The sequence below is a fragment of the Glycomyces sp. NPDC048151 genome (assembly GCF_043202775.1).
GTDB lineage: Bacteria > Actinomycetota > Actinomycetes > Mycobacteriales > Micromonosporaceae > Glycomyces.
Genome location: NZ_JBIDBB010000013.1, coordinates 1 through 18,972, shown reverse-complemented (window position 1 = coordinate 18,972; position 18,972 = coordinate 1). Strand labels below are relative to the sequence as shown.

The following is an 18,972-nucleotide window of genomic DNA, read 5'->3' as shown; positions in this document are numbered from 1 at the left end:
GCAGCGCACCCTCCCCGCCCGTCTCCTCCAGCCTCAACGTCAGCATGGTCAACAGCATGGTCGATTCCGAAACCCGCGGCAGCGCGCCCGCACGCCCACGCCTCCCCACGCAGCCCTCGAAGGCGGCGCCCGGCGGGAAGGCCCCTGGGCTGTACGAGCGGCAGCTCGCCGAGATCGCCGAACGGCCCCCGGCCGCGGCGTACCGGTCCTATGTCAGGACCCGGTCGCCGCTGCTCATCGAACTGCTCACGACCACGGCGGCACCGGGCCACACCTACGACGGCCTCCTGGAGCTCATCCGCTCGGGCGAGCCCATCGACACCACGGGCTTCGCCCCCGACTACCTGGTCGCGCTCGCGGGCGCGGCCACCAGGCACCGCGACTTCGCCGACGGCCTCGCGCTCTACCGCTTCGCGGACCTCGCGCTCGGCGCCGCGATCAGCGGCGAACACCAGCTGCACTACGCCGAATGCGCGTCCGCGGTCGACGGCAGCACCGGGACGCTGCTCGAGCGGTTCGACGACCTCACCGAGGTCGCGCGCCGCAGCCTCGAAGCCGAGGACGCCCACCCCGCGCACGGGGGCGACGAGCAGGAGTGGCTGGAACGCTTCGGCGCCGCGACAGGCATGGCTGAGCTCGCGCTCGACCCCGACCGCAGCAGGACCCGCTTCGACCGCCTCACCACCGGGATCACCCACCGGGTCGAACGGCCCGAGAAGATCTCGATCATCATGACCTGCTTCCGGCCTGACGACGCCGTCTTCACCGCGATCGACTCGATCATCGCCCAGACCTGGCAGAACTGGGAGCTCGTCGTCATCGACGACGCCTCCGGAGCCGAGTACGACGACATCCTCGGCCGGGTCGCCGCGCGGGACGAGCGCATCCGCGTCCTCCGCCTCCCCGCCAACTCCGGCACCTACCGCGCCAGGAACCGCGCCTTCGCCGAATGCAAGGGCACGTTCATCACCGGCTTCGACTCCGACGACTGGGCGCACCCGCGCTGGCTCGAACGCCAGGCCGAGCCGCTGCTGCTCGACAGGGGCGTGGTGATGACCTTCGCGAACTGCGCCCGCGTCAAGGAGGACCTCTCCCTCATCAACACCGGCCGCCCGATCCACGGCCCGCGCTCCACCTCGGTGCTCTTCCGCGCCAAGGCGGCCCGCGAACGCATGGGGTTCTTCGACGCCGTGCGCAAAGGCGCCGACAGCGAATTCCACTTCAGGTTCAAGGCGGCCTTCGGCCGCGGCGCGGTCAAGAAGCTCGACGGGGAGATCCTCTCCCTGATCCGGCTCGGCGCGGACACGCTGACCTCCCGCGACATCGGCTACGGCTGGCAGCACCCGGCCCGGTTCGCCTACCGTTCCGCGCACCACCACTGGCGCAGGCGGATCACCGCAGGCGAGTGCGAGCCGTACATGGCGGCCGACGAACCCGACCGCCCGTTCTACGCCCCGGCGCTGATCCGCGGCGAATCCCTCGAAGGCACGCGCTTCGAACTGCTCGTCGTGCTCGACTGCCGGTTCTGGGAGGCGAGCCAGCAGCGGGCGATCGCGCTGGCCCGCGAGGCGGTCGCCGCGGGCCGCAAGGTCGGCGTCGTGCATATCGAGTCACTCCTGCGCTTGCGCGAGGACCTGCGCTTCCTCCGTCCCGAGATCCTCGACTTCCTGAACGAGACCTCGTCCTCCGGAACCGAGTTCGTCGCCGCGATGGACGCGGTGTCCACCGAGGAGCTGATCGTCTCCGACCCGTCGCTGTGGGAGGGCCGCGAGGCCGAGTTCGGCCTGACCGGGCACGACCGGATCGAGGTCTGGGACGCGAGCATCGGCGGCACCGCAGGATCCGGCGCGCCCGCCCCGGCCCCGCCTCGTCGCCGGGTCCGCGCCGTCGAACGGGTCGCGCGCATCGCCCGCCGCGTGCGCCGCCGGATCCGTCCGCGAACCCTCGTGCTGACCGCCGCGACCGGAGGCGCGCTGCTGTGCCTCCTCGCCGCCTCCAGCTGGTTCTGGGCGGGAACCGACACGAAGCTGATACTCACCTTCGCCGCACTCGCGGCACTGCTGGGGGGCGCGGCGGTCGCGATGACCGCGCCCGGGTTCCGGCGCGTGCAGTCACTCATAGACAGGATCTCCCCGAAGTGACCGGCTTGTCCAACCTGAGCCTCCGCCGCCGGGCAGCACTGGCAGGCGCCGGGCTCACCACCGCCGTGGGCGCCGGCGCGGTGCTCGCCTACGCGACTCCACCCGGGGTGTACTTGCCGTACATGGCCGCAGTCCTGTGCGCCGAGGCCGTCGTGGTGGCGCGCACCGCTAAGCGTCGCATGGTCGAGACCGGTTCGGCGAACCTCCGCGAGCTCGTGTCCCCCCGCAACCGCCGCCAGCGCCAGCGACGCGAGCGGGAGGCCCGCCGCGTCAACGCCGAGCTGCGGCTGCTGAGCGACCGGCTCGCTTCGGGCTTCTCCAGCGGGACGGTAGAGCGGCTCGAGGAGATCGCCTCCGACGGCGGAACGCCTGCCGCCGCGAAGGCCGCAGCAGTGCGGACGCTCGCCGAATGGCGCGAGAGGCCCGTTCCCTCGGTGGACCCGGGAGTGGTCGCCGACGGGCACTTCGACGTCCTGTTCGTCTCGAACTTCAATCTCGGCGGCGGCACGACCCAGAGCAACCGCAACGAGATCGAGATGCTGCGGGCGGCCGGCAAGCGGGTCGGTCTCATCCACCACCCGCTCCATCAGATGCACAGCGCCCGTCCGGTCAACGCCAAGATCCTGAGCCTGGTGGACGGCGACCGGGTGCGGCTCATCGAGGGCTCCCCGAGCCTGTCGTGCGATCTGCTGCTCATGCGGTTCCCGCCGTTCGCCTCGCAACTGCGCGACGACCTGCCGTCCATCGACGCCGCGAGCAAGGTCCTCGTCGTCAACCAGGCGCCGATGACCTATTACAGCCTCGGCACCGGCCACCGGCCGGTCTGGGACGTGCAGACCGTGCACCGGAACCTGCGCGGCTGGATCGGCGACCACCACTGGCGCACGGTCGGCCCGCTGGTGCACCAGGCGCTGGTCGACTGCCACGGGAAGGAGCTCCAGGGCGTCGACCTGTCGTCAGAGCACTGGTTCCCGTCGTTCGACACGGCGTCGGCCCAGCGCCGCGACGAGTCGCCCGTGCCAGCTGTCGCGCGTGTCGGCAGGCATTCGCGCGACCACGCGTCGAAATGGCCCGAGCTCGCCGCCGACCTGCGCGGCTCCTACCCGGAACGGGAGGACGTGGCCATCCGCATCCTCGGCGGCGCCGAGTTCCCGCGCCGCATCCTCGGCCGCCTGCCGCGCAACTGGTCGGTCGCCGCGTTCGACTCGGTCGACGTGGGCACGTTCCTGGGGGGCTTGGACTTCTACGCCTACTTTGTGAACTCGACCCTGCTGGAGGCGTTCGGGCGTGCTCCGGTGGAGGCGATGGCCGCCGGGCTGCCGACGATCCTGCCGCCGCGGTTCCGTCCGGTGTTCGGCGACGGAGCCCTGTACGCCGAGCCCAAGGAGGTCCTCGGGATCATCGACGACCTGCGCGGGGACCACGACCGCTACCTGAAGCAGCGGCGGGTCGGCCTCGACACCGTGGAGCGGCTGTTCAGCCATGAGGCCCATCGCGGTCGGTTCCGATCGCTCGGCATCGACCTCGACGGGCCTCGGTAGCTGTTGCTCAGGCGGTCTCGGCGGCGGCCCACGCCTCGGGGTACGGGAACGACTCGGTCAGTCCGGCGCAGGCGGTCTCGACCTGCGCGTAGTAGGCGTCCCACTGGCAGGTGATGTTGATGAGGTACCGGTCGGCGAAGATGAAGTAGTCGCGCCACTTCACCTCGACTCCGTCGAGGGTCGTCTCGCCGTATCGGTAGATCCCCTCCTCGCGGTGCACGAGCGCCGGGTGGAAGTTGTCGAGCGAGACCGTGCTCCCCAGCTTGCTGAAGTAGTCGGTGACGATGCCGGCCTGCAGGTCGTACGTCGAGGTGTCGGCCCCTTCGCTCAACAGGTACGAGGTGACGGTGATCTTGTCCTTGCCGCCTTCGGCACCGGCCACGTAGAACACGTAGGAGACGTGCTCCTCTGCGAGGAGGACGGCACGGTCCTCGCCGGAGGCCGCGGTGAACCCGGACGGCGGTTCGAGGGCGAGCTCGACGGGTGCGGTCGGCTCCGGGGCCCCGCTGCTCGCGTCACCTGAGGGCGTCTCGGTCGGATCGTCTCCGCCGCCTTCGGTGCAGGCGGCGACGGCGAACAGCAAGGCCAAGGTCGCCAAGGCGGTCAACCTGCGCATGGGGCTTTCCTCTCAGGGGATCGTTTCCCGAAACCAGGGCTCCCCGAGCGGGGAGGGGATCGATACACACTGTACCAACACCGGGCGACGGGCCCGGTCCCGCGAGGAGCGCGGAGCGGGCCCGGTCGCCGCGCCGATCCGCAGCTCACAGCATGCGGACGGTGCTGCGGCCCTTCCTCACAGGGGCGGCAGGGCGTCGCCGAGAAGCGTGCTGAGCGAGCGCGCGTAGGGGGTGCTGATGTGGTGCGAGTCCCGGTACACCAGGGTGTTCCCGGTGATGACCGGGCATTCGCCGGAGAAGCAGAACCAGCCGACGGTCTCGACCACTGTGGCCCCGGCCTCCTCCGCCGCGGCCATGCCGGCCTCGCGGTTGCCCGAGTCGTCGATGGCCTCGGAGCGGTCCATGACGCATTCCCGCACCTCTTGCTGGTGCACGGCGATGCACTCCGGGATCGAGTCGCCGGAGGGGCTGCGCGGGGTGTCCGTGAGGGCCACGGTCTGCCCGGCGGCCGCGGTGACGCGTTCGAGGGTGCGGGTCCACGCCGCGGCCCAGCCTTCGGGGCTTGAGTCCTCGCTGTCGGCGAGGGAGGGCGCGTCCTCGCCGCTGAGGATCACCATCGCGGGTTCGATCTCCTCGATCTCGCTGAGGATGTCGTCGCGCCACTCGTCGCATTCGGTGTAGTCGCGTTTGTACGCCGAGCTGTACTGCGTCAGGTCAGCGGGCCCGCAGGAGCTCTTGGTGCGGGCGAGCAGCTTCCAGCCGTTCTGTTCGGCAAGCGCTTCGAGGGCGGGGAACCACTGCGCCGCATGGGAGTCGCCCATGAGCACCACCGTGGTGGCGCTGGCGGTGTCGCCGTAGGCGCATTCGGAGGGCAGGGCGATCTCCTCGAAGACGAGATGGCAGCCGTCGTCGTAGATGGTCGGCTGGTCGGTCTCGGCGCCGGTCAGGGAGGGTTCGAGGTCGGCGGGGACCGAGGCGACCGCGAGGCCTTCCTGGAGGCGGCGCTCGATCTCGGAGACGTCCTCGACCTCTTCGACCGCTTCGAGGTCGACCGGCGGTTCCTCCTCCGGCGGGACCTTCGCGAAGCCGACGGTCATCGTGACGACCATGGCGACGCTGAGGAGCGAGCAGACCACACCGGTGACCAGGCCCCACATGTTGCCGGTCTTCGGGGACCCGGCTTTGCGGACGGGAGATTCGACGTACCGGTAGGTGAGCTGCGCGATCGCGACGGCGGCGATCAGCAGGACCACGTTCAGGCCGACCGAGGGCTCTGCGCCGACGGCGAGGGGAATGAGGACGAGGATCGGCCAGTGCCACAGGTAGAGGCTGTAGGAGATCTGGCCGAAGAACTGGAACGGAGCGGTGCTCAGGAGCGAGCCGACGGGATGGCCGGCGGCCGTCGATCCCGCGATGAGGAGCAGCATGGTGCCGACGACGGGGAGCAGCGCGGTGTACCCGGGGAACGCGGTGTCCTCTGTATACAGGACTCCGGCCAGGACGACCATGGCCAGACCGGCGATGCCGAGGGCCCACGCGAGGAACTTCGGCGTCTTCCGCCAGGTCGGCAGGCTGAGCGCCAGGATCGCGCCCGCGGCCAGCTCCCACGCCCGGGTGTGCGCCGCGTAGTACGCGGTCGGCTGCGACTGCTCGGTGACGAACACCGAGAACACCAGCGAGATCGCGGCGATCGCCGCGCAGGCGGCCAGTCCGGCGGACACGAGTTTGCGCGGCGACCTGCCCGCCAGGAACATGAGTCCGATGAGGAGCAGCGGCCAGACCAGGTAGAACTGCTCTTCGACGGCGAGGGACCAGAACTGCTGGAACGGGGTCGGCATCTGGTCGGCGTTGAGGTACTCGGTCTCCTCGGCGATGAGGCGGTAGTTCACCACGTAGACGATGACCGTGAAGGCGTCCTGCATGACCGCTTCGAGGCGCGTGATGGGGAACCACAGCCAGGCGCCGAGGACGGTGGCGACGGTGACCAGGCTCGCGGCGGGCAGGATGCGGCGGGCGCGGCGGGCGTAGAACCCCGCGAGCGAGATCTTCCCGGTCTCGAAGGCCTCCTTCACCAGCAGCGAGGTGATGAGGAACCCGGAGAGCACGAAGAACACGTCCACGCCGACGTAACCGCCTGCGGCGAAACCGAACCCGGCGTGCGAAGCCAGGACCAGGAGCACGGCGACGGCGCGCAGGCCCTGGATGTCGGGCCGGAAGCCGGTCCCCTCCCAGCCGGGGCGCGGCACCTGCCGGGACGGGGCGGGGGCGGCGGACTCGGCGGGCGGCGGTGGCGGTGCGGGGGCCCGGAACGCGGGGCGGATGGGGTACGGGCTCGGCGCGGTCTGGGCAGCGCGCGGTGCGGCCGATCCGGGCACGACCGTCGGCAGGTGGAGGGTCTGCTCATTGACACCGTTCCCGGCGGCGGCGCTAGGCCGGGGCCTGGGTGGCTGGGGCGAGGTCATGGTGCAGGAGTCTCCGTCTGGGGATCTATCGGGCGCTTGGGACCGCCCCATACTAGGCGGTCCGTCCCTGCCGGAAGGGCCGGAGTGAGCGACCGACCGGTTCGGGCACAAGGGGGAGCGTGCCCTGGGCGGTTCGTCTCCCATCGTACCGAGGGGGACGCGGCCGCGCCGTACCGCGCGGCGGCCCCGGCCTGATCACAGGCCGGGGCCGCCGCAGTCGGTCAGAGCGCCTTGAGGACGCGCGGTTCCATCCGGTAGAAGATCCAGCGGCCGAAGAACATCAGGAAGGCCGAGAAGCCGACGGCGACGCACAGCTGGAACGTGTTCGGTGCGAGACCGGGGATGAACGCCGCGCGGTGCATCAGGAAGATGCCGATGAGCGGGTTCGACGAGAAGAGGTCGTACAGCCAGGGGTTGTCCTTCATCGTCTGCGCTTCGGAGACCTTGGTGATCGGGAAGATGATCGCCGAGGCGTAGAAGAGCACGCGCATGAACAGGCCGAGGAAGCGCTGCACGTCCTTGTAGAGGACGTTGGCGGCGGCCAGGATGAACGTCATGCCCGCCAGGAGCATCGTCTGCACCAGGATGGCCGGGATGAGCCAGAGCAGGTTGAATCCCCAGGTGCCGTTGTCCATGAGGGCCACGATGATGATGATCGGGAAGCCGACCACGTACTCGGCGAAGCGCGCGAAGACCTTCGAGATCGGGAAGACCTCTCTGGGGACCTTCATGACGGTGATGAGCGCCGCCTGCCCGCCGAGGGCGGTCGCACCCTGGTTGACCGCCTGGCTGAACCACTGGTACGCGAAGATGCCGGAGACGATGAAGAGCAGGTAGCCCGCGTTGTTGGGGAGCGAGTTACCGCTCTTGAAGACGACTTCGAACACGAACCAGTAGATGACCGTGAGGCCCAGCGGCTCGATGAGCGACCAGACGTAGCCCATCGCGGTCGACTGGTACTTGACGGCCAGGTCGCGGCGGACCAGGACCGACATGGCGTGCCGGTGGCGCAGCAGCGCGGTGAAGCCCGTCGTCAGCGGGAACTTCCGCTTCTGGGGCTTGACGGCGGCTTCGGAGAGGCGGATGGCCCCGGTCGCGGGGCCCTCGTCGCTGCGCGCCGAGTCCAGGAACGCCGGGAGCTCGGCGGTGTCGTCGAGGTTGCGGCGGATCGGGGAGGCCCCTGCCATCGGCATGTCGCGGCTCGGTTCGGAGCGGGTCGCGTAGGGGGCCTGGGGGACCTGGCCGGACGAGTCGGGCTGGGGGGCGGCCGCCGGAGGCGGCGGCGTCTGACCGTGGGGGGCCGGTGCCGTCGCGGGAGGCGGCGGGGTCTGGCCCTGGTGCGCGGGCGGCGGGGTCTGGCCGTGGGGGGCCGGAGCGGTCGCCGGGGGCGGCGGGGGCTGCTGCGGCTGGTAGTGGCCGCCGGGGGCGGGCTGCTGGCCGTACGGCTGCTGCCCGGGGCCGTGGGGCGGGGGGCCGCCGTAGGGCTGCTGGGGCTGGCCGGGGCCGTGAGGCGGCGGCGGGGTGCCGTAGGGCTGCTGGCCGCCGGGGGCGGCGTAGCCGGGGTTCGGCGGGGCCGGGCGGTGCGCGGGCGCGCCGTAGGCCTGCTGCTGCCCGGCGGGCGCCGAGTAGGACGCGGGGCCGTAGCCCTGCGGCGCCTGGGCGCGCGGCGGGGAGCCCGCGGGTCCGCCCTGGTGGCCCGGGGTGATGCCGGGCGCGGCCGAGGGCGGCGGGCTGGCGAAGGCCGCCGAACCGGAGCTCATGGACCCCGGCGGGTATCCCGCGGGGTTGGCCGAAGGCCCGGTACCGAAGCCGCCTTGGGGGGCGGCCGCATCGGGATTGTCCGGGCTCCCGTCGCTGTTCCCGGCTGGGCCGGAGACGCCGTCGGGGTGCGGGCTAATCGAGCTCATGCATCATCTCCGTCAGGTGTCGCTCCAGCGCCACCGAGTCCAGTTCACGATGTTCGAGAATCGTATAACGGCCTGGCCGGGTCCTCGGCGCGTAGGCCACCGCTGTGGCGAGCTCCGCGGTATTCAGTCCGAGTTCACTTGCCGTGCGAGGCAGGCCGTGCCGCTTCATGGCGGCCGACAACTCCTGGAACAGGGCCTTGTCGCCCCGCAGCCACGTGCACACCAGCGCCCCCAGGGCGCCTTGCGCCCCGTGGGTCCCCGAGCCGGGGTGGAGCGCTTCGAGCGCGTGCGCGATCTCGTGGCAGCCGCCCGAGCAGGGCCGGGACGATCCGGCCATGCTGGACGCGAGGCCGCCTTGGATCAGCGCGTCCGCGAGGGTCGCCAGGAACGACTCGTCGGCGATCGTCCCGGGGTGGCGCAGCACCGCTTCGGCGCCGGTGCGGGCGATCGCGGCGGCGAGGCCGTCCACGGGTTCGCCGTTCACCTCGTGCGAGAGCTGCCAGTCGGCGACGGCCGAGAGGTTCGTCAGCGCGTCGCCGATGCCCGACTGCAGCTGGTGCGCGGGCGCATGGCGGATGAAGTCGAGGTCGGCGAGGACGGCGAGCGGCGGGTGGACCCCGTACGAGACCGAGACGCCGTCGCGTTCGAGCGAGGCGGTGGGCGAGGCGAGGCCGTCGTGGGCGAGGCTCGTGGCGACCGAGACCATGGGCAGGCCCAGGTCGGAGGCGGCCCATTTCGCGGTGTCGAGGAGCTTGCCGCCGCCGATGCCGACGAGCGCGTCGACGCGGTGGTCGTCGCGCAGGCGCTTGGTGAGCTCCTTGGCACTGTGGAGGCTGCCGGGCGTGACGGTGTGGACCGTGGCGTCGGGCAGGTGGTCGAGCTCGGCCGCGATGCTCTCGCCGAGGCCGGGTCCGAGGGCGACGGCGACGCGGCCGCCCGAGGAGATCCGGGCGTCGGCGAGCAGTTCGGGGAGGCGCTTCAGCGCCCCGGACGACACCTCGACCGTGATGGGCGCCAGGACGGTGCGCGCGAACGTGGGCACTTAGAGGCCCTCGGCGATGGTCTTGGCGAGCGCCCAGTCGGCGTGGTCGTCGACCTCGGTCCAGGCCACGGGCCCGGTGGAGACGGTGCCGATCTGCCCGGCCTCGGCCAGGAGCTGGAACGCGTCCTCGTAGTAGAGGGTCGAGTCGCGGTTGAACGTCGCCTCGAGGGCCTTGGTGAGGTCTTCGGCGAGCCCGGCGGGGATGAGGCTCACGCCGATGTACTCACCCGCGGCGGAGGCGATCGGCTGCTGCTTGTGGATCAGCTCGACGCCCGCGGCGCCGACGCGGACCTTCATGGCCTCGTCGGTGAGCTGCTTGTGGTCGTCCAAGGCGAGGAGGAGGCGGGGGTCCGTTTCGGATGCTGCCAGGAGGTTCCGCTCGATGCTGGTGGGGTGCACGGTGTCGCCGTTGACGAGGACGGCGCCCTCCGCGTAGTGCTCGCGGGCGGTCCACAGCGAGTACGCGTTGTTCCAGTGCGGCTTGTCGTTGTCGACGATGCGCACGGTCACGCCGTAGCGGTCTTCCAGCTCGGGGGCGTGGTCCTTGATGCGCTCGGCGGCGTGGCCCACGGTGATCGCGAGGTCGCGGACGCCGACCTCGGCCAGGCCCCGCACGATCGTGTCGAGGATCGTCTCGGTCGCGGTGACCGGCAGGAGGGTCTTGGGGAGCGCGTCGGTGTCAGGGCGCAGGCGCTGTCCCTGTCCGGCGGCGAGGATGACGCCTCTCACGAGTTTGCGGCCTTCCGATCGACGGCTGTAACCCGCCTAGTTTACAAGTCCCGAAAGGGGGGAGGCCCCTGCCGAGTGTGCGCCTGCACACGTCGGCCGGGGCCTCCAACTGGGAAGGGGCGGCTCGCGCGGATGCGCTTGCCGCTTCCTTCTACAACGAGCCGCGAGGGGCCCGGTTACGCCTTGCTTCGGGTATTTCGCGAAGTTACTTGGCGGCCTTGGCGAGGTTCTCCGACAGGGTGTCGAGGAACTCGTCCGTGGTCTGCCACTCCTGCTCCTTGCCGACGAGCGCGGCGAGGTCCTTGGTCATGCTGCCGCCCTCGACGGTGTCGATGACGACCTTCTCGAGCTGGTTCGCGAAGCCGGTGACCTCGGGGGTGCCGTCGAGCTTGCCGCGGTGGGCCAGGCCGCGGGTCCACGCGAAGATCGAGGCGATCGGGTTGGTCGAGGTCTTCTCGCCGCGCTGGTGGGCGCGGTAGTGGCGGGTCACGGTGCCGTGCGCGGCCTCGGCCTCGACGGTCTTGCCGTCGGGGGTCATGAGCACGGAGGTCATGAGGCCGAGCGAGCCGAAGCCCTGCGCGACGGTGTCGGACTGGACGTCGCCGTCGTAGTTCTTGCAGGCCCAGACGTAGCCGCCCTCCCACTTCATGGCCGCGGCGACCATGTCGTCGATGAGGCGGTGCTCGTAGGTGAGCCCAAGCCGATCGAACTCCGACTTGAACTCGTTGTCGAAGATCTCCTGGAACACGTCCTTGAACATGCCGTCGTAGGCCTTGAGGATGGTGTTCTTGGTGGACATGTACACCGGGTAGTTCCGGGCCAGGCCGTAGCGGAACGAGGCGCGCGCGAAGTCCTCGATCGACTTGCGGTAGTTGTACATCGCCATGGCGACGCCGCCGCCCTCCGGGTACTCGGCGGCCTGGAACTCGATCGGCTCGGAGCCGTCGGCCGGAGTGAAGGTGACGGTGAGGGTGCCGGGGCGGTCGACCTTGAAGTCGGTGGCCTTGTACTGGTCGCCGTGGGCGTGGCGGCCGATGATGATCGGCTGGGTCCAGCCCGGGACGAGGCGGGGCACGTTGCTCATGATGATCGGCTCGCGGAAGACCACGCCGCCGAGGATGTTGCGGATGGTGCCGTTCGGGGAGCGCCACATCTTCTTGAGGCCGAACTCCTCGACGCGCGCCTCGTCGGGGGTGATCGTGGCGCACTTGACGCCGACGTTGTACTGGTTGATCGCGTTGGCGGCGTCCACGGTGACCTGGTCGTCGGTGGCGTCGCGGTGCTCGATGGAGAGGTCGTAGTACTTGAGGTCCACGTCCAGGTAGGGGTGGATCAGCTCGTCCTTGATCTTGCTCCAGATGATGCGGGTCATCTCGTCGCCGTCGAGCTCGACGACCGGGTTCGCAACTTTGATCTTCGCCATAGTCTCGCTACCTCTCCTGCGCCTACCTGCGCCTGGGTTGACCGCGCCTCGTGCGGGCGCCGGGGCTCCGCCCCTAACAGTACGAGCGTACTGGCTTTACCGTGGAAGGCCGCGCCCGGGCCCGGGAGTCAATGGTCACAAGCCGGACGCACGGATAACGATTCCGTCTCAGGGCTGGCGCGCCGCCGGTCACGGCAGGTAGCTTCTTAACTAGAAACAATCTTTCCAATTTGTTTCGCCCCCCGTCGTCCGAGGCTCACCGGCCCTTCCACGGGCCGGATCCCACTTACGCACGAAGGAGTGCACCGAGGTGACCGCACCTGCAGCACCCCCTCCGCCGAAGGCGGAAGGTACGCCGCCCCGCACCGCCGCCCGCGTACTGCGGCGCATCTGGACCTCCTACGTCTTCCGCCGCATCCTGCAGTCCGTGTTCGTGATCTGGCTCGTCGCGACCATCACCTTCATGCTCATGCAGCTCATGCCGGGCGACCCGATCGAGATCATGGCCGGACGCCTCAACAGCGCCGGCATGTCGCACGACCAGGCCATGGCCACCGCCGCGAACATCGTCGCCTACGACCCGAACGCCAGCTCCTGGTCGCAGTACCTCGACTTCCTCAAGGGCCTGGTCACGCTGGACCTGGGCAACTCGCTCACCAGCCCCAGCACCTCGGTCTTCGAGCACGTCATGGAGTACCTGCCCTGGACGCTGTTCGCCGTCGGCGCCGGCATCGTCCTGGCGGCCGTCATCGGCCTCTCCGTCGGCATGGCCACGGCCTACCGGCGCGGCTCGATCCTCGACCACACCATGACCTCGGTCGGGTCCTTCCTCACGGGCGTCCCGAACTACATCCTCATCGCGGCGGTCGTCGTCCTCGGCTACACCGTGCTGGGCATCCTGCCCTTCCTCGACATGCGCGGCCGCGTCACCGCGGGCATCGAGCCCGGCTTCGACCCGGTGTTCTTCGGCGACGCGCTCTTCCACGCGATCCTGCCGATCCTCGCCTTCGCATTCACCTCCACCGGCGCGTTCATGCTCAACATGAAGGCCGCCACCACCGAGGTGCTCACCGAGGACTACGTGACGGTGGCCCGCGCCCGCGGCCTCAAGCCCGGCCGCATCAGCCGCAACTACGTGGGCCGCAACGCCCTCCTGCCGGTCGTCCCGCAGATCGCCCTCCAGCTGGGCATGCTCGTCGGCGGCTCGATCGTCATCGAGCAGATCCTCAACTACCCCGGGGTCGGGCAGATGCTCATGCAGGCCATCGGCAACCGCGACTACCCGGTGGTGCAGGCCGCCGTCATCATCCTCGCCACGTCGGTGGTCATCACGAGCCTCATCGTGGACCTCCTGCTGGTGAAGATCGACCCCCGCATCAAGTCCGAGAGCCAGGAGGCGTGAGCATGACCGCAGTGGACACTGCCAAGCCTCGCCGGACGTTCCGGGAGAGCACGTTCGGGCAGATCTGGACCGGGCTCACCCGCTCCCCCGCCGGGTTCGCCGGCACGGTGCTGGTCCTCGGGATCGTGCTGTTCTCGTTCGTCGGACCGCTCGTGGTCGACCAGGACAACCCCACGGACACCTCGCAGATCTGGACCGCCCCCTCGGGCGAGCACTGGCTCGGCACCCAGTACGAAGGCAAGGACACCTTCACGATCCTGGTGAACTCCGGGGCGGAGCCGATCTGGGTCGGCGGGATGGCGGCCATCATGGCCGTGTTCGTGGCCGTCGTCCTCGGCTCGATCGCCGGGTACTTCCGCGGCCGGATCGACGCGGTCCTGCTGCAGCTCACCGACGTCACGGTGACGATCCCGCAGTTCCTCCTCATGATCGCGGTCGTCGCGTTCTTCGAGGACATCCCGCCGTGGGGCGTGGCGATCGTGGTCGGCTCCACCATGTGGGCCTTCCTGTTCCGCTCCATCCGCGCGCAGGTCATGTCCCTCAAGGAGCGCGAGTTCGTCGAGGCCGCGAAGCTCCAGCACCTCGGCACCATGCGCATCGTGTTCCGGGAGATCCTGCCGAACATGGCCGGGTTCATCTTCGTGAACTTCGTGATCGCCGTCAACCAGGCCATCTACGCCATCGTCGGCCTCTACATCCTCGGCCTCATGCCCTCGGGCACGCCGAACTGGGGACTGATGATCCACCTGTCGTGGCAGAACAACTTCTTCCTGCTCCCGGTCGCGCTGCCGTACGTGCTCGCGCCGCTGCTCATGATCGTGCTCTTCACGATCGGTCTCGTCACCATGGGACGCGGCCTCGACCAGGCCCTCAACCCGCGCCTGAGGGAAAGGTAAGACCATGACCGACCCGATTCTCAGCGTCCGCGACCTCTCCATCGCGTACCGCACCGGCCGCAAGGAGTCGGTGACCGCTGTCAGCGGCATCGACCTGGACCTCTACGAAGGACAGTCGCTGGCCCTCGTCGGCGAGTCCGGCTGCGGCAAGACCACCCTCGGCCTCGGCCTGCTGCGCCTGCTGCCGGGCCTGGGCGAGATCACCTCCGGCTCGCTGACGTACCGCCTCAAGGACGGCTCGAAGGCGGACCTCCTGAAGATGAAGCCGGAGCAGCTGCGCCGCTTCCGCTGGGCCGAGGCCGCCATGGTCTTCCAGGGCGCCATGAACGCCTTCAACCCGGTCATCAGGATCCGCGACCATTTCGCCGACACCCTCCGCGACCACTCGGACGGCAAGAAGAAGTGGACGAAGGCCGCCGTCGAGGCCCGCGCCGGGGAGCTCCTGGAGACCGTGCGGCTCGACCCCGACCGCGTCCTCCAGTCCTACCCGCACGAGCTGTCCGGCGGCATGAAGCAGCGCGCGCTCATCGCGCTCGCCATCGCCCTCGACCCGCAGGTGCTCGTCCTCGACGAGCCGACAACCGCCCTCGACCTGCTCACGCAGCGCTCGATCGTGCAGCAGCTCCACGAACTGCGCAAGAAGTTCGGCTTCACGATGGTGTTCATCACCCACGACCTCGGCCTCGCCGCCGAGCTCGCCGACCGGGTCGCCACCATGTACGCCGGGCGCATCATCGAGACCGGCTCGGCCCGCGACATCTTCTACGAGCCCAAGCACCCGTACACGGCCGGGCTCATCAACGCGGTCATGCCCGTCAAGGGCGCACGGCCCCAACTGGAGTCGATCCCCGGCTACCCGCCGAGCCTCAAGGCGATGCCGAGCGGCTGCGCGTTCCACCCGCGGTGCGCGTTCGCCACCGACGAGTGCAAGCGCGAGCGCATCTACCTCGACCTCCTCGCCGAACGCCCGCTCGGCATGAGCCACACGGCCGCCTGCCTCCACCACGACCAGGTCCGCTTCGAGCGCAAGTGCGACGACGCCCCCGCGAACGCGGCCGAGGTCCGGACCGAAAGCGAGACCGCCGATGTCTGAGACGCCGCTGCTGAAGCTGTCGGGCCTGGAGCAGGTCTTCGACACCCGCAAGGGCCCCGTCGCCGCAGTCGGCGGCGTCGACCTCGAAGTCAAGGCCGGCAAGGTCCTCTGCCTCGTCGGCGAGTCCGGCTGCGGCAAGACCACGACCGCCCGCGCCGCCGCCGGGATCACCAAGCCCACGGCCGGAGCCGTCGAGTTCCGCGGCAAGGCCCTGACCGCGATGACCGCGGCCGAGCGCACCGAGTACCGGCGCTCGGTGCAGTACATCCACCAGGACCCGTACGCCGCGCTCAACCCGACCCGCACCGTCTACTCGACCCTCACCGCGGGCCTCAAGCGCCACGGCCTGGTCAAGGGCCGCGCCGAGGCGCGCGCGAAGGCCGCGGACCTGCTGCGGCTCGTGGACCTCACGCCCCCCGAGTCCTACCTGGACTCGTACCCGCACCAGCTGTCGGGCGGCCAGCGCCAGCGCGTCAACGTCGCGCGGTCGCTGGCGATGGACCCGAAACTGCTCATCTGCGACGAGTCGACCTCCATGCTGGACGTCTCGATCCGGGTGAGCCTGCTCAACACCCTCGGGCGGCTGCGCGACGAGCTCGACGTCGGCTTCCTGTTCATCACGCACGACCTGGCCGTCGCGAAGTACTTCGCGTGGGACGGCGAGATCGCGGTCATGTACCTGGGGAAGGTCGTCGAGCACGGCCCCACCCCGGAGGTCATCGGGAACCCTCAGCACCCGTACACCAAGGCCCTCATCGGCGCGGTGTGCGAGCCGGACCCGGACCTGGCGCGGGCCAACCGCTCCACGGAGCAGCTGCGCTCCGCGGAGATCCCGAGCCTGCACGACCTTCCCGCCGGGTGCGCCTTCCACCCGCGGTGCCCGGCCTTCGAGCCGGGCCTGTGCGACGGCGAGCGGCCCCTGCTGCAGCTCTCCTCGCGGAGGAACGTGGCCTGCCACGTGGTCGCCCGCGACCGCGCGAAGACCACAGTGGACGACCGAACACTCACCTTCGACGCCGTCCCCGGCTCGCGGCGGCCCGAGACCGAATCAGCCATCTGAACTCGGAACCCCTGCTCCACCCACCTGTACGAACACTGCCCTCTACATTGATTGAAAGGAAACGGCGATGACCTCTCAGCGATTCGAGCTCAGCCGACGCAACCTCATGCAGGCGGTCGGCCTCGGCGCCGGCGCCGTTGCGACCGCGGGCGTCCTCGGCGCCTGCCAGGCCGAAGGCTCGGAAGGCGAAGGCGCCAGCGGCACCTTCATCTACGTCTACCCGTTCGACATCACCACCCAGCACCACAACGCGGCCATCAACAACGCCGCGCTGCTGGTCCCCGCGCCCGTCGCGGAGCTGTTCCTGCCCCGCCCGGCGATCCTCGACTGGGAGACCCTGGAGTGGATCCCGCAGCTGGCCGAGTCGGTGAACCTCGACGGCACCACGCTGACGATCAAGCTGCGCTCCGGCGTCAAGTGGACCGACGGCAACGCCGTCACCGCGAAGGACGTCGTGGGCACCATCTACCTGCAGAAGCTCAACGCCGCGCAGGGCACCGTGGGCTGGGACCAGCTGGTCTCGGCCACCGCCGACGACGACACCACGGTCACCGTCACGTACTCGGCGGCGTTCCCCGGCGTCGAGCACGGTGCGCTCAAGGCCCAGATCCTCCCGCACGCCCGCTACGGCGAGTGGATGGACGAGGCCCAGGGCCTCGTCGAGGCCGGCGCGATCCAGGGCAGCCCGGAGCAGTCGGCGCTGGCCGAGAAGATCGCGGCCGTCGACTTCAAGGACGAGGACCCGATCACCAGCGGCGCCTACCAGTTCGACCAGATCGGCGAGACCGTCATCTCCTTCAAGGTCCACCCGGACGGCCTGTTCGCCGACCAGGTGAAGTTCGCGAAGATCGAGGTCCAGAACGGCGACAACGCCGCCGCGGTCCAGATGCTGCTCTCGCGCGAGATCGACTACTGCACCCAGGTGCTCGGTGCGACCGACCGCCAGACCATCGCCGGGGTGGAGGGGCTCAAGGAGCTCTCGACGCCGGGCTTCGACGGCATCGGCCTCATGCTCAACCAGGGCCGCTTCCCCGAGTTCGCCGACGCGCGCGTCCGCAAGGCGTTCATGTACATCCTCGACGGCGAGTCCATCGGCGAGATCGCGAAGGGCAACGGCGGCTACTACATCCCGTCGACCTACTCCGGCCTGCCGGACCCGCACGCCGAGGGCCTGTTCGACGACGTCGAGCTGGAGTACTACACGCCCGACCACGCCAAGGCGGAGTCGCTGCTGACCGAGGCCGGCTGGAAGAAGGAGTCCGACGGCTGGCACACCCCGGCCGGGGACAAGGCCGAGTACGCCATCACCGGCGTCGAGGGCTGGACCGACTTCGTGCTCTCCGGCGAGCAGGCCGCGGCCCAGCTCACCGAGTTCGGCCTCGCGGTCACCTACAAGAGCGTCCCCGAGGACAACCCGTGGGGCATCTGGGGCGCGGGCGACTACGACATCGCGGTGCGCCAGTGGGCGAACCCGTTCGTGCCTTACGCCTACGGCTCTTGGCAGATGGCCTGGTTCACCGACAACGCGGGCACCGCCGACGCCGCGGGCATGGGCATCCCGACCGACTCGGTCGACTCGCCCACCCAGGGCAAGGTGAACGTCAACGAGGTGTACCTCAAGGCCCAGCAGGGCACCGAGGAGGAGCAGGCCGCGGCGAACAAGACGCTCGGCATCGTCTTCAACGAGACCCTGCCGCGTCTGCCGCTGTTCCTGAACCAGCGTGTCAGCTACGGCATCGAGGGCGCCCGCGTGGCGAAGATCGACCCGGGTTCGTACGCGCTCAACGACGTGTACTTCGACAACCCGATCATGGTCCGCCTCCTCGAGGGTGGCATCGAGCCCAAGTAAGGGTCCACCAGGGCTCCGGCCACATGGACCCGCTCCCCGGGCGACCTGCTCGCGCCCGGGGAGCCCCCTCCAAATGAATAAGCTCGGATCGGGTCTTCAGCCCCGACCCGAAGCCGCGCAAGACCGAGGCGGGTCAACGCGCGGCTAACAAGAGAAGCGAGGCCCCGGCTCCGCGCCCCCACAGGACGCAGAGCCGGGGCCTCGCCGCGTTCACAGTCTAGGAGCGGGTTTCGCATGGCACGGCCCGTATCGGCAGTCCGGTCTCAGCACCAGACTGCAGCGACAACGAGAAGCGAGAAGTCGGGGCCGGTCTGTGCTTTGCGGTCTGCGGTCTGCGGTCCGCGGTCCGCGGTCCGCGGTCAACGGAGGCCTAGGGCTGGGCCCCTCGGCCTCGTCGTCTCGACTGCTTGCGGTTCGGGGAGTCGGCGACAGCGAGGTGAGACGGGGTCGGGGCTGGGGACTTCGGTCTTGTGGTTGCGATGACTTGCGGTTCAGGCAGGCGGCGACAACGAGGTAGGAGCGAGCCGGGCGGGGATTTCGGGCTCCCGGCTGGTTGATGCCCGAGGTTCAGGCGGGCGGCGACAACAAGGTGGCGGCTGTGCCGGGGTCGATTTGCGGCTGGCCGGTCTGGTCGGGTGCGGGTTCAGGCGAGCAGCGACTGGTGGATGTCGGGCGGGGTCGGTTTCGAGCCTCGGGGAAGTCGTGTGTCGATCCTGGGCATGCCGGAGGGCCCGACCCCTCTGGGGGATCAGGCTGCGCTGCAAGATGATGTGTTGCTTTGCGGTGCTTCCCCCAGCGGTCGCCCGCTGG

The 18,972-nt window shown here is 69.9% G+C and carries 13 protein-coding genes; 7 read left to right on the top strand and 6 right to left on the bottom strand.

All coding sequences use genetic code 11. From position 1 onward, the window contains the following. The first annotated feature begins 56 nt into the window (after positions 1 to 56). Together ACGGCP_RS25635 and ACGGCP_RS25630 are read left to right on the top strand one after the other, a co-directional pair. Positions 57 to 2,141, top strand: a complete 2,085-nt coding sequence (locus ACGGCP_RS25635; RefSeq protein ID WP_392971143.1) for a glycosyltransferase family 2 protein — start codon at positions 57 to 59, stop codon at positions 2,139 to 2,141. Continuing rightward, positions 2,138 to 3,682 carry a hypothetical protein gene (locus tag ACGGCP_RS25630; RefSeq protein ID WP_392971140.1) on the top strand — a complete coding sequence of 515 codons (1,545 nt, stop codon included), beginning with the start codon at positions 2,138 to 2,140 and terminating at the stop codon, positions 3,680 to 3,682. The genes ACGGCP_RS25635 and ACGGCP_RS25630 overlap by 4 nt, the downstream gene beginning before the upstream one ends. Before the next feature lie 7 nt (positions 3,683 to 3,689). Here ACGGCP_RS25630 and ACGGCP_RS25625 read toward each other — a convergent pair whose 3' ends face one another. The 6 genes from ACGGCP_RS25625 to ACGGCP_RS25600 form a co-directional block, all read right to left on the bottom strand. Next, positions 3,690 to 4,298, bottom strand: coding sequence for a hypothetical protein (locus ACGGCP_RS25625; protein WP_392971137.1), 609 nt, complete (start codon positions 4,296 to 4,298; stop codon positions 3,690 to 3,692). A gap of 177 nt (positions 4,299 to 4,475) precedes the next feature. Continuing rightward, positions 4,476 to 6,761, bottom strand: coding sequence for an acyltransferase family protein (locus ACGGCP_RS25620; protein ID WP_392971134.1), 2,286 nt, complete (start codon positions 6,759 to 6,761; stop codon positions 4,476 to 4,478). A 221-nt stretch (positions 6,762 to 6,982) separates the two neighbouring features. Continuing rightward, positions 6,983 to 8,668, bottom strand: coding sequence for a hypothetical protein (locus ACGGCP_RS25615; protein ID WP_392971131.1), 1,686 nt, complete (start codon positions 8,666 to 8,668; stop codon positions 6,983 to 6,985). Next, positions 8,655 to 9,710 (bottom strand): iron-containing alcohol dehydrogenase family protein, encoded by a 1,056-nt coding sequence (locus tag ACGGCP_RS25610; protein WP_392971124.1) that lies wholly within the window; start codon positions 9,708 to 9,710, stop codon positions 8,655 to 8,657. The genes ACGGCP_RS25615 and ACGGCP_RS25610 overlap by 14 nt, the downstream gene beginning before the upstream one ends. Further along, positions 9,711 to 10,439, bottom strand: a complete 729-nt coding sequence (locus tag ACGGCP_RS25605; RefSeq protein WP_392971121.1) for an NTP transferase domain-containing protein — start codon at positions 10,437 to 10,439, stop codon at positions 9,711 to 9,713. Between the two features lie 205 nt (positions 10,440 to 10,644). Beyond that, positions 10,645 to 11,862, bottom strand: coding sequence for an NADP-dependent isocitrate dehydrogenase (locus tag ACGGCP_RS25600; RefSeq protein WP_392971118.1), 1,218 nt, complete (start codon positions 11,860 to 11,862; stop codon positions 10,645 to 10,647). Positions 11,863 to 12,172: 310 nt separating this feature from the next. Between ACGGCP_RS25600 and ACGGCP_RS25595 the strand changes: the two genes are divergently transcribed. From ACGGCP_RS25595 to ACGGCP_RS25575, 5 genes are all read left to right on the top strand, one after another. Next, complete coding sequence (locus tag ACGGCP_RS25595) at positions 12,173 to 13,264, top strand: ABC transporter permease (protein ID WP_392971115.1); 1,092 nt, start codon at positions 12,173 to 12,175, stop codon at positions 13,262 to 13,264. A gap of 2 nt (positions 13,265 to 13,266) precedes the next feature. Next, the gene (locus ACGGCP_RS25590; protein ID WP_392971112.1) at positions 13,267 to 14,160 is read left to right on the top strand and encodes an ABC transporter permease; all 894 of its coding nucleotides are present in this window, start codon (positions 13,267 to 13,269) and stop codon (positions 14,158 to 14,160) included. Positions 14,161 to 14,164: 4 nt separating this feature from the next. Then, entirely contained in the window at positions 14,165 to 15,253 is a 1,089-nt protein-coding gene (locus ACGGCP_RS25585) for an ABC transporter ATP-binding protein (RefSeq protein ID WP_392971109.1), read from the top strand. Next, positions 15,246 to 16,313: an ABC transporter ATP-binding protein gene (locus tag ACGGCP_RS25580; protein ID WP_392971106.1), complete on the top strand. Its 1,068-nt coding sequence runs from the start codon at positions 15,246 to 15,248 to the stop codon at positions 16,311 to 16,313. The genes ACGGCP_RS25585 and ACGGCP_RS25580 overlap by 8 nt, the downstream gene beginning before the upstream one ends. 67 nt (positions 16,314 to 16,380) lie before the next feature. Next, a complete protein-coding gene (locus ACGGCP_RS25575) occupies positions 16,381 to 18,162 on the top strand; it encodes an ABC transporter substrate-binding protein (RefSeq protein WP_392971103.1) in 1,782 nt (593 codons plus the stop codon). Positions 18,163 to 18,972: the final 810 nt, after the last annotated feature.